This is a genomic window from Frankia torreyi (assembly GCF_000948395.1).
Classification (GTDB): Bacteria; Actinomycetota; Actinomycetes; order Frankiales; family Frankiaceae; genus Frankia; species Frankia torreyi.
The window spans coordinates 1-10727 of record NZ_JYFN01000096.1; the positions used below are offsets into that span (position 1 = coordinate 1).

At 69.0% G+C, this 10727-nt stretch carries 8 protein-coding genes, 1 pseudogene and 1 CRISPR repeat array; all 9 genes and pseudogenes read left to right on the forward strand.

The window, feature by feature from the left end:
* The first annotated feature begins 1 nt into the window (after window position 1).
* A CRISPR array of direct repeats spans window positions 2–518; the repeat unit is 29 nt; unit sequence GTCGTCCCCGCCTGCGCGGGGATCTTCCG.
* Between the two features lie 288 nt (window positions 519–806).
* The 9 genes and pseudogenes from cas3 to cas2e all read left to right on the forward strand — a co-directional run bounded on the left by cas3 (window position 807) and on the right by cas2e (window position 10668).
* Window positions 807–3629, forward strand: a complete 2823-nt coding sequence (cas3, locus tag FF36_RS29790; protein WP_242422987.1) for a CRISPR-associated helicase Cas3' — start codon at window positions 807–809, stop codon at window positions 3627–3629.
* A gap of 692 nt (window positions 3630–4321) precedes the next feature.
* On the forward strand, window positions 4322–5535 hold a 1214-nt coding region (gene casA, locus FF36_RS29795; RefSeq protein ID WP_277913000.1), incomplete at its 3' end, for a type I-E CRISPR-associated protein Cse1/CasA.
* 1 nt (window position 5536) lies between these two features.
* Window positions 5537–5962, forward strand: a pseudogene (locus tag FF36_RS39560) (type I-E CRISPR-associated protein Cse1/CasA); the annotation flags it as partial.
* A 29-nt stretch (window positions 5963–5991) separates the two neighbouring features.
* On the forward strand, window positions 5992–6594 hold the full coding sequence (gene casB / locus FF36_RS29800; protein WP_044888544.1) for a type I-E CRISPR-associated protein Cse2/CasB: 603 nt from the start codon (window positions 5992–5994) through the stop codon (window positions 6592–6594).
* A 69-nt stretch (window positions 6595–6663) separates the two neighbouring features.
* Window positions 6664–7806 (forward strand): type I-E CRISPR-associated protein Cas7/Cse4/CasC, encoded by a 1143-nt coding sequence (gene cas7e, locus FF36_RS29805; protein WP_044888545.1) that lies wholly within the window; start codon window positions 6664–6666, stop codon window positions 7804–7806.
* Entirely contained in the window at window positions 7803–8630 is an 828-nt protein-coding gene (gene cas5e, locus FF36_RS29810; protein WP_044888546.1) for a type I-E CRISPR-associated protein Cas5/CasD, read from the forward strand. Before cas7e ends, cas5e begins: the two co-directional genes overlap by 4 nt.
* Complete coding sequence (gene cas6e / locus FF36_RS29815) at window positions 8602–9396, forward strand: type I-E CRISPR-associated protein Cas6/Cse3/CasE (protein WP_242422988.1); 795 nt, start codon at window positions 8602–8604, stop codon at window positions 9394–9396. Before cas5e ends, cas6e begins: the two co-directional genes overlap by 29 nt.
* A 1-nt stretch (window position 9397) precedes the next feature.
* Window positions 9398–10390, forward strand: a complete 993-nt coding sequence (gene cas1e / locus FF36_RS29820; protein WP_082122351.1) for a type I-E CRISPR-associated endonuclease Cas1e — start codon at window positions 9398–9400, stop codon at window positions 10388–10390.
* A complete protein-coding gene (cas2e, locus tag FF36_RS29825) occupies window positions 10390–10668 on the forward strand; it encodes a type I-E CRISPR-associated endoribonuclease Cas2e (protein ID WP_044888549.1) in 279 nt (92 codons plus the stop codon). Before cas1e ends, cas2e begins: the two co-directional genes overlap by 1 nt.
* Window positions 10669–10727 lie beyond the last annotated feature (59 nt).

The following is a 10727-nucleotide window of genomic DNA, read 5'->3' on the forward strand; positions in this document are numbered from 1 at the left end:
AGTCGTCCCCGCCCGCGCGGGGATCTTCCCCTGTTCTGGGCCGCACGCGCCGCTGTGCTGGTGTCGTACCCGCCTGCGCGGGGATCTTCCGTGTGACGTCAACGAGTGCATCGCCCGCGATGCGTCGTCCCCGCCTGCGCGGGGATCTTCCCCGCGGTGCTTCCCGGAACGGCAGCGCTTCCGTCGTCGTCCCCGCCTGCGCGGGGATCTTCCCTCGCCCGGACCGGCCGGGGAACGAGCAGAAATGTCGTCCCCGCCTGCGCGGGGATCTTCCGCCTCAGGGCACTCGGGGCAGCCGCGAGGCGGGTCGTCCCCGTCTGCGCGGGGATCTTCCCCGGGATCCGTCTCACCGCCGTCCTGCACCGGGGTCGTCCCCGCCTGCGCGGGGATCTTCCGCACATTGACACCGCGCTGGATAACGAGGTCACGTCGTCCCCGCCTGCGCGGGGATCTTCCGGACGGGGTGGACCTCTCCAAGGTCGAGGGGCTGTCGTCCCCGCCTGCGCGGGGATCTTCCGTCCTCTTCATCATCCTTTCACCATCGGCGTCGTCGTTCCCGCCCGCGCGGGAATGTTCGCTGGGCTCGCCCGGCTCGTCTCGGAGCATCACATGTCGTCCCTGCTCGCGCGGGGATCATCCTTGCGGACAGCTGACCTGCGGTTCCGGATGAGGGACGGCGGGCACCTGGGAGTGCGGGTCGGCCTCGGGTAGACGTGGCATCTGATCGGTCGAGGGGTGTTGATGGTGGGCTGCGAATCGCATGGTTGGATAGTGAGCTCGATGGCCCTACTCGGGGGATGTGGTCCATGGATGACGCGTTGGCAGTGGTGTGGGGGAAGTCGAAGGCGCCAGAGTCGATGCACCTGTTGCTCGGGCATCTGCTCGACACTGCGGCTGTTGCGGAGCTTGTCTGGGATAATTTCCTCTCGCCCGTAGTACGGCGTTTTCTCGATGACTGTAGCCAGGGCCGAGGGCGGTCGCTGTTCGCTCTTCTGTGCGGACTGCATGATGTGGGTAAGGCGACCCCGGCGTTCCAGATGAAGGAAGCCGCGCTGGCCGACCAGGTCCGAGCCGCCGGTTTGGACTGGGGGACTCTTACCGTCGATCAGGGTCGGCGATGGCATCACGCGCGAGCAGGTGCGGTCATCGTCAAACGTCGGTTACGCGAAGCGGGATGGCGGCCGTCGGCATGTAGCTGGACCTGGCCTTTGATCGCTGGTCATCACGGGCTGGTGCCGGGTGCCGATCGGCTGAAGCCAAGTACTCCGAATGCGCACGGGCGAGGCGTGTGGGCGCAGGCCCAGGCCGCGTTCGTCGATCGGGTTGCCGCCGAGCTCGGTATTGATCTCGCCTCGCTTGCCGAGGTGAGGACTCCTCGCCGTGGCAACCAGCTTGCTGTGTCGGGCCTGATCATCATGGCGGACTGGATCGCCAGCGATGGGAACCATTTTCAGGGTCAGGCGGACCTCGCCGAGGTGTCGCTCGCGTGCTCGCGCGAGCGGGCCAGGTTGGCCTGGGATCGGCTGGGACTGCGAGGAGGGTGGCGCGTCGAGCGGCTGGCTCCCAGCGTCGGCGGTGAGCCGGATTTGATCAAGCATCGGTTTGGCCGGTCGGCACGGGCGGTGCAGAGCAGTGCGGTGCGGCTGGCTGAGGAGATGCCGGCCCCTGGCCTTATGATCATTGAGGCGCCGATGGGTGAGGGCAAGACCGAGGCGGCGTTCGGCGCGGCCGAAGTCCTGGCGCGCCGGTTCGGTGCTGACGGGGTGTTCGTGGGGATGCCGACTCAGGCGACCAGCGACCCGATGTTCGGCAGGGTGCGGACCTGGTCGTTATCCATCGATCCGGAGGTTCCCCTCGGCCTGCTGCACGGGCGAGCGCGTTTCAACAAGGAATGGGCGGCGCTTCGATCGCAGGTTACCTTCACCGGGATCGATGACGAGCTTGACGAATATGGTCTGCCCGATGAGTTCGGCGTCGGCGGGGCGACCACGACGGGTCCGCGCCATACGATCGATGGGGTGGCTGCGGCTGAATGGTTTCTCGGCCCGAAGCGGGGCCTGTTGGCGCCGGTGACGGTGGGCACCATAGACCAGCTTCTGCATGCGGCCACGCGGACCAAGCACGTGATGCTACGCCATGCCGGCCTGGCCGGGCGGGTGGTCATCCTCGACGAGGTGCATGCCTATGACGTGTACATGGCTCAGTTTCTCTTCGAGGCGCTGCGGTGGCTGGCGGACACCGGAGTGCCGGTGATTCTTCTGTCTGCCACGCTCCCACCTGCTCAGCGTGCTGAGCTTGTCCGGGCCTACCTCCAGGGGGCGCTACAGAAACGAGATATCGATGTCTCGGCGTTGCCGGCTCCCCGGGGATATCCGCGGGTAATTACCGCCTGGGCGCACGACGGCGTACCCGGTTTCGGCAAGGCAACCGACGCGGCCTGGATGACTCTGCCGCCGGTCCAGGTGGAGGTTCTGGAGGAGAACGCGGACTTCTCCGTCGACGCCGTCGCCGACCGGGTGATCCGCGAGGTGGGTGGTGGCGGGTGCGCGCTGGTCGTGTGTAACACGGTCGCCCGCGCCCAGAACGTCTATGCTGCGATACGCCCGGAGTTCGGCCAGGACGTCGTGCTGCTCCACGCTCGCCTCGTCGCAGGGGAACGCGCGGCCCGCACCGAGACTGTGGTGGACCTGCTTGGACCACCGGGCCGGGGCACGGCTCGCCTTGGCCGGCTCGTCGTGGTGGCGACCCAGGTAGCCGAACAATCGTTCGATGTCGACGTGGATCTCCTGGTAAGTGATCTGGCGCCGATCGACCTGCTGCTCCAGCGTGCCGGCCGACTCTTCCGGCACCGTCGCCCGGATCGAGGACGCGAGCCCAAGGTGATCGTCTGTGGGCTTCGTGTCGACGCTGAGGGCCTGCCGCGATGGCCGGGTGGAAGCCGCGCCGTCTATGGCGATCATCTGCTGTTGCGGTCGGCGGCTCTCGTCCTGGAGGCTGCGGCGGGAGCGGGCTGGTCCATCCCGGCACAGGTTCCCGAGCTGGTCACCGCGGGCTACGGCGACGAGCCACTCGGGCCGGACGCCTGGACGCAGAGCGCCACCCGGTATCGGCAGGAATGGGCCGACCGCGAGGCGGACCGTACGGTCCGCGCCGCGGACTTCCTCCTGTCCGGTCCGGACAAGCTGGGCGTGAAGACCTTGGAGGGCCTGCACGAGCGGGCGACAGCCGTGCTTACCACGGAGGAGCGGGTCGCGGCCGTGGTCCGGGACGGCGACGAGTCCGTCGAAGTCGTCCTGGTCCGAGGCGATCCGGCCGGCGGCTACCGCTCGCTCGCCGGCCGCAGCCTCGGCAGGCACGGCGAGGCGGCCATCTCCGACGACACGCTATTGGAACAGGTGTTTGCAGACACGGTCCGTCTGCCTGCGAACAAGGCACTGACCGCCGTCGCGATCAAAGAGCTGGCCCCGCTACCCGGCTGGCAGGGCGACCCCTGGCTACGACGAGCCCGCGCCCTCGTTCTCGACGACGATCTGTCGACAACGCTGGGCGGCCACCGCCTGAGCTACAGCCACGAGACCGGCCTGTCACACGAGCGGCTCGGGCATCCATGGACCCATGGGCACAGGTAACTCTAGGTGCACATGCCTCGGGGTCACCCGAACTCGGGATCTCTTCGGGTGGGTGGAACCCCGCGATGGCGGGGACAACGGCAGCGCCACAGGTGCCCGCGGACGACCCCAGCGTGGCTGGGCTACCCCAAGCTACCAACTTCCGTGGCTCCTGCATCGCGTCCGGATGCCAGCTGGCCGGTTCGGCGCGCCACGGGTGCCCGGTTGGGTAGCGCTGACAGGGGCCCGCTTCAACAGTCATCTGGAGTGTGGGCTATCGTCCTGAACCGTGTGGATCAGCAGTCTCCTCCCGCGCGCCCGATCCGGTACTCAGCCTTACCGCGGAACTGGGCTCCGGAGGAGTTGGGTGCGCCCTGCTGGCCCGGGGATGATCGTGTGGGGACCGCCGGCCCTCGCAGCAGTCCCGACCGCACCTGCGTGGGCGGTCGTCCTGACCATGATGATCTGGGGGATCCTCGGTGCACTCCGAGCTGTGTTCCCACAGGACTCAAAGCATCGGCGCGGTCTGCTGCGCGATTGGCTACGTCATCGTGAAAGATCGTCGCGTCGTCGCAATCGTCGGCGAGGTGGGCGCTCCGCGGGCCGTCGCGACAACTGATCCCGGTGAGGCGACGCGCCGGGTTCCAGAACTGTCGGTGGGGCTTGATAGACCTGTGTGCGCAGGTAGATCGATTTCTGATGGGGGAGGGCGGATGGGCCGGTTCGATCTGGTGGAGCAGCCGTGGATACCGGTGATGGCTGAGGGAGAGCGCGTCGAGGTCGGGATTCGCCGGGCGCTCGTCGAGGCGCACCTGTTCGACGGTTTCGCGGTGGACGATCCCCTTGAGGTTGTGGCCGTACTGCGTCAGGTGCTCCTGCCAGTGCTGATCGATGCCTGTGGAGCGCCGAGGGACCGGGAGGAGTGGTCGTCGTGGTGGGAAGACGGCGAGTTCTGCGATGAGCGGCTTAAGCAGCTTGATAAGTACTTCAAGCACCACGCTGTAGATTGTTTCGACTTGTTCCATCCCGAGCGGCCGTTTGCGCAGGTGGCGGGGCTGCGGACCGCGAAGGGTGAGACGAAGCCGGTATCGCTGCTGATTCCTCGGCTCGCGGCTGGGAACAACGTGCCACTGTTCAGCGCCCGGGCGGAGAGCGATCCGCCTGCTCTGACCCCGGCGCGGGCGGCGCGGGCCCTGCTGTCGGTGCACTGCTGGGACACTGCGGCCATCAAGTCGGGGGCGGTCGACGACCCGGCGGTGAAAGCGGGTAAGACCACCGGGAACCCCACCGGGCCGGTCGGCCAGCTGGGCGTGATCGTTCCGTTCGGCGCCACCCTCTTTCACACGCTGTTGCTGAACCTGCCGATCCTGCCGCAGGGCGTGAACCCAGGTGATCGGCCGCAGTGGCGGGCGGAGGCGGCTGCTGGGCCTGGCTGGAGTTCCCGTGGCGCGCGCGGCCTGCTCGATCTGCTGACCTGGCAGGCGCGGCGGGTGCGGCTGGTTGCCGAGCTGGAGGATGCGGCTCCCGGCGGGGCGGTGGTGCGGCAGGTGGTGCTGGCCGCGGGTGATCGGCTGAGGGGGTCGGCGCATGAGGTGGAGCCGCACACGGCTTGGCGGCAGGTCGACAAGCCGAAGTCGGACGAACCTCCGCAGCGGCCGGTGCGCCACCAGCCGGGCCGGTCCGCCTGGCGGGGTCTGGAGGCGCTGCTGGCCACGTCGTCGCCGACGAGCGACCGCGTCTCCTCGTCGGCGCTGCTGACGCAACTCGCTGCGCTGCGGCTGGACGAGTACGTAGCCGAGGATCTGCCGCTGCGCGTGCTCACTGTCGGGGTTCGTTACGGCAACCAGTCCGCGGTCATCGAGGACGTGATGACCGATGAGATCCCGCTGCCGGTCACGGCGTTGACGGAGAACTCCGAGGTCCGTGANGTCGTGTTGACGGTGGCCCGGCAGGCGGAGGATCTGTGGATCGCGGCGAACCGGCTGGGCGACGATCTACGGGCCGCGGTGGGCGCGGACAAGCTGCCCTGGGATCGGGGCCAGCGGCTCGGGGATGTGCTCGTCCATCTGCTCACCCCGACGGTCCGCCGGCTGCTGGCCGGGTTGGCGCTGCATCCCGGGGATGCCGACGGTGCCGAGCGGGCGTGGCGGATCGTTGCCCGCAGGCTGGCCTGGGAGGTCGCCGATCCAGTCCTGTCCGCGGCCGAGCCCGCCACCTTCCTCGGCCGGGAACCCGAGCAGCGCTTCGGCCCTCGCCTGGCGAATGCCGAGGCATCGTTCCGCCGCTCCCTCAACAACATCCTCGGCCGGCCGGTGAACACTCAGGCCCGGCCGAACGGCGAAGCGGCGGCCTGACAGCCCTTTCACGGACGGGGAACATCTCCATGACCACGGAAACGGACACCACATCAACAGCGGCGCGATCCGCCGACACGAACCGGGAAAAGCGGCCTTTCTTCTGGGAGCGTGAACATCGAGCGGACCTGCCCGATGGCGCGGATCTGGCCGCGCTGCGGCGCGGTGTCGGCCGCGAGCCGGGCAGCGTCCCGCAGATGTGGCAGTACTACACCACCCTGCAGGCCGACGGCCATCTCACCACGCGGCTGCGTGCGGAGCATGCCGCCCTCACGTTGTTCGCCATCCATCAGCAGTCGCTGCCACGTTCTGCCCATGCGCTGGGAAGCGGTCTGGGTACGGCGGTGAAGGAGTTGCGTGCGAGCGGGAAGTTCAGCCCGGATGCTGTCGACCGCCGGTTCGGGACCGCCGCGACCGCGACCTCGCTGAGTGAGGCGAGCTATCACCTGCGCGGGCTTGTCCGCCAGCTTCGGCAGATCCAGCGGCCACTCGACTACACCGCCCTGTTCTGGGACCTCGTCAACTGGCAGAGCCCAGCCCGCCTCGGCCAGGTCCGCCGGCGCTGGGCGGCCCAGTACTTCCTGAACCGCGACAGTGAGACCGCGGCCTCCGCGTCCGCATCGCGACGATGACGATCCGCGCCTCGGCCGGGCGGGTCCTGCCAGTCAACTCCCTGCCCCAGTAGAAAGAGACCGGTTGCTATGCGCTGCTATGTTGACATTCATATCCTTCAGACCGTCCCCCCGTCGAATATCAATCGGGACGATGCGGGCACGCCGAAACAGGCCCTCTACGGCGGGGTGAAGCGGGCCCGGGTATCGTCGCAGGCGTGGAAGCGGGCCACCCGCACCGCCTTCGCCGACCAGATCGACCCGGCGCAACTGGGAACCCGCACGAAGAAGATTTCGGCGTTGCTGGCCGAGCGGCTCGTCGGCCGCTGCCAGCTTGACCCCGAGGCCAGCACCCGAGTCGCGACGAGCGTGCTCGCCGAGCTCGGCATCAAACCGGGGAAGAAAGCAGCGGAAACCGCCTACCTGCTGTTCTTCGGGCATCCCCAGCTCGAGCGGCTCATCGACCGGATCGAACCGGACCTGCCCCGTCTGATCGGCCTCGACGACGCCGAGCTCGCCGAGGCGGTCAAGGGTGTGCCGGTGAAGGAGGTGCTGGGCGCGGGTCATCCGATCGACGTCGCGCTGTTCGGACGGATGGTAGCCGACCTGCCCGCGCTGAACGTCGACGCGGCCACCCAGGTCGCGCACGCCCTGTCGACCCATGCGGCGGAAGTCGAGTTCGACTACTACACCGCGGTGGATGACGAGAACCCGAAGGAGGACACCGGCGCGGGAATGATCGGAACGGTCGAGTTCCAGTCGGCGACGCTGTACCGGTTCGCCACCGTCGGTCTACACCAGCTCGTCGAGAACCTCGGCGGCGACACGGAGGCCGCGGTCGAGGCGCTGCGGGTCTTCCTCACCGCGTTCACCACCTCGATGCCCACCGGGCACGAGAACTCCTTCGCGCACCGCACCACCCCAAGCCTGCTGACCGTCGCCGTGCGCGGCGACCAGCCGGTGAATCTGGTCTCGGCGTTCGAGCAGCCCGTCCGCGCCCAGCAGAAGGGCGTACTCAACGGATCAATCGACCAGTTCGCCAAAGAGCTGACCACCGCGGCAGACCTGTGGGGCCTGCGCCCCGAGCTGATCGCTTCCACGTACCGCACGCCGGATGATGCCGAACGGGACAAGGTCCTCACCTCGGCGCTGGGCCCGTCGACGCCCCTGACCAAGGTCATTGAGACGGTTGCGGACGCGGCCCGGGACCAGCTGGCGAGCGCGGCCCGATGACCGGCGCCGACTCTCGCTGCCTGGTGCTCCGGCTGGCGGGGCCGGTGCAGTCTTGGGGCGGCGGCAGCATGTTCAACCGCCGGGAGACGCTGACCGAGCCGACCAAGAGCGGCCTGATTGGCCTGCTCGCCGCAGCCGAGGGCCGCCGCCGTGCCGACCCGATCGAGGACCTGCTCGCCCTCACCTTCGGCGTACGCACCGACCAGCCCGGCACCCTGCTACGCGACTACCACACCGTGAGTGACTATCGGGGCCGTCCACTACCGTCTGCGGCGGTCACCGCCAAGGGGCTGCAGAAGCTCACATCCCCGGCGAAGTACACCCACGTCACGGAACGCTTCTACCTCCAGGACGCCGTGTTCGTGGTCGCGGTCGCCGCACCCGAGCCGGTGCTGACCACGCTTGTCGACGCGATCCGCGCACCGGCGTTCCCCTTGGCGCTCGGCCGCCGTTCCTGCCCGCCTACCCAACCACTGCTGCTCACCCCAGACGACGAATCCGGCCGGCCGCTGTGGCCGGGAGACGTGTTGGACGTTCTGACCGCGGTGCCTTGGGCCGCGGGCGCCGCCCAGATCGACCGCCTCGCCGCGCTGCGCCCCCAGCCGCGCACCGTCGACCTGCCGGTCACCGTCGACGACCCGCACGGGGAGGACGTCCGGATGGATCTGCCCACCACCTTCGATCCCCGCACCCGCGCGTTCAGCAGCCGCCGCGTCCATCAGACCTGGGTGCACCTGCCGCCCCCGTATGACCTTGTCGACCTCGACGACGACGCCGGCGGCACCGGATCTTCCCATGATCCGTTCGCTTTGCTGGGATGGTGAGCCGCCGATGACCTACCTGTCCCGCATCTGGCTCAACCCGCTGCGCACCGGCGCACAGTCCCTGCTGCGCAACCCCGAGCGGATGCACGCCGCTGTCCTCGGTGGCCTGGCCCGCCAACCCGTCACGGAACGGGTGCTGTGGCGGCTGGAAACAGGCCGGCCGCATCGTGCGGAGGTCCTGATCCTCACCGAGTCGCGCCCGTCCTGGGAGCATCTGGTCGAACAGGCCGGCTGGCCGAACGCCGAGGATCCCCAGGCCCTCGTCCGCGACTACCAGCCGTTGCTGGACCGCATCCAGGCTGGCCGCGAGTTCGCCTTCCGGCTTCGCGCCAACCCCGTCGCCGCGACCCGCCAGCCCACCAGCCCCTCCGTCGCCCAGAAGGAACGGCTCGCCGGGCCCCGCCCCCGCGGCGTCCGCGTCGCGCACCGCACCGCCGGCCAGCAACTCGCCTGGTTCACCGACCGCGTCGACCGCTGGGGCTTCACCCCTCTCACCACCGAAACGGGCCCCGCCGTCCAGCTCAACGCCCGCGAACGGCTCACCTTCCGCAAAAGACCCCCCGACGGCGGGAACGGCGGGAAGAACAAAGGCCACCAGGTCGTCCTCAGCACCGCGACCTTCGACGGCGCGCTGCGCGTCGTCGACCCCGACCTGGCCCGTCGCGCCCTCCTGAGCGGTGTCGGCGCGGCCAAGGCCTACGGCTGCGGCCTGCTCACCCTCGCCCCGCTCGCGCCTGTCACCACGCCGCCCTCGGAGGGTGGCTGACATGTGGTGGTCGTCGGATCCCCTCGACCTCCACCGCATCGAGGACCGGGTCTCCAGCCTGTACGTCGAGAAATGCCACATCGACCGGGACGACAATGCCGTCGTTCTGATCAACCGTGAACGCACCGCGCGCGTCCCGGCGGCCTTCGTCGCCACCCTGCTTATCGGCCCTGGTACCCGGGTCACCCACGCCGCCGTCCGCCTGCTCGCCGACTCCGGCACGGCCGTGTGCTGGGTCGGCGACCGCGGCGTGCGGATGTATGCGGGAGGCCTCGGCCCCAGCCGCGGCTCCGGGCTGCTCATGCGGCAGGCCTACCTCGTCACGCGCACCCAGCACCGACTGGCCGTCGCCCGCCGCATGTACGGCATGCGCTTCCCCGACGACGACGTCAGCACCGCCACCATGCAGCAGCTCCGCGGCCGGGAGGGCGCCCGGATCAAGAAGGTCTACCGGGCTCACGCAGAACGGACCGGCGTCTCCTGGAACCGCCGGGTCTACACCCACGGCGACCCCTTCGCCGACGGCGACGACATCAACCGTCTGCTCTCCGCGGGGCACAGCTGCCTCTACGGCATCTGCCACGCAGCCATCATCGGCATCGGCGCCAGCCCGGCACTCGGTTTCGTTCACACCGGGTCCGCGATCTCCTTTGTTCTGGACATCGCGGACCTCTACAAGGCGGAATACACCATTCCGCTCGCCTTCGATCTGGCCGCGGCCGGAACCGTCGAGGAACGCGACATCCGCACCGCCTTCCGCGACAAGGTCGCCGACGGTCATCTCATGGGACGGATCGTCCGCGACCTCAAGGACCTGCTTCTCGACGGCGAACAGGCCGAGACCGGTGATCAGGACGCCCTGCACCTGTGGGACGAACTCGACGGTCAGGTCCCCGGAGGCGTCAACTGGGCCGCCGACTACGCCAACGGATGGGACGACGCCATCAGCCTCGGCATCGTCGGACCCGACGTCGACGGCCAGACCGACCCCTGATGACCGTCGTCGTGCTTATTGCGGCCGCCGAAGGGCTCCGCGGCCATCTCACCCGCTGGATGATCGAGATCGCCGCCGGGGTGTTCGTCGGCAACCCCAGCGCCCGCGTCCGAGACCGCGTGTGGACCCTCCTGGCCCAACGCATCGGCGACGGCCAAGCCGTCATGATCGAACCGGCCGACAACGAACAGGGTTGGGCCGTCCGCACCGCCGGCCGCGACCGCGGCTACCCCATCGACTACGACGGACTAATCCTTTTCGCCCGCCCTCACCGATAAACCCCCAGGTCAGCAAGGGTCGTCCCCGCCCGCGCGGGGATCGTCCCACCGGCCCGCCG

What these genes read in the sequence shown, in the direction of transcription:
- cas3 (WP_242422987.1), top strand. Translation starts at nt 807, where the DNA reads ATGGATGACGCGTTGGCAGTGGTGTGGGGGAAGTCGAAGGCGCCAGAG.
- casB (WP_044888544.1), top strand. Translation starts at nt 5,992, where the DNA reads ATGACCACGGAAACGGACACCACATCAACAGCGGCGCGATCCGCCGAC.
- cas7e (WP_044888545.1), top strand. Translation starts at nt 6,664, where the DNA reads ATGCGCTGCTATGTTGACATTCATATCCTTCAGACCGTCCCCCCGTCG.
- cas5e (WP_044888546.1), top strand. Translation starts at nt 7,803, where the DNA reads ATGACCGGCGCCGACTCTCGCTGCCTGGTGCTCCGGCTGGCGGGGCCG.
- cas6e (WP_242422988.1), top strand. Translation starts at nt 8,602, where the DNA reads ATGATCCGTTCGCTTTGCTGGGATGGTGAGCCGCCGATGACCTACCTG.
- cas1e (WP_082122351.1), top strand. Translation starts at nt 9,398, where the DNA reads ATGTGGTGGTCGTCGGATCCCCTCGACCTCCACCGCATCGAGGACCGG.
- cas2e (WP_044888549.1), top strand. Translation starts at nt 10,390, where the DNA reads ATGACCGTCGTCGTGCTTATTGCGGCCGCCGAAGGGCTCCGCGGCCAT.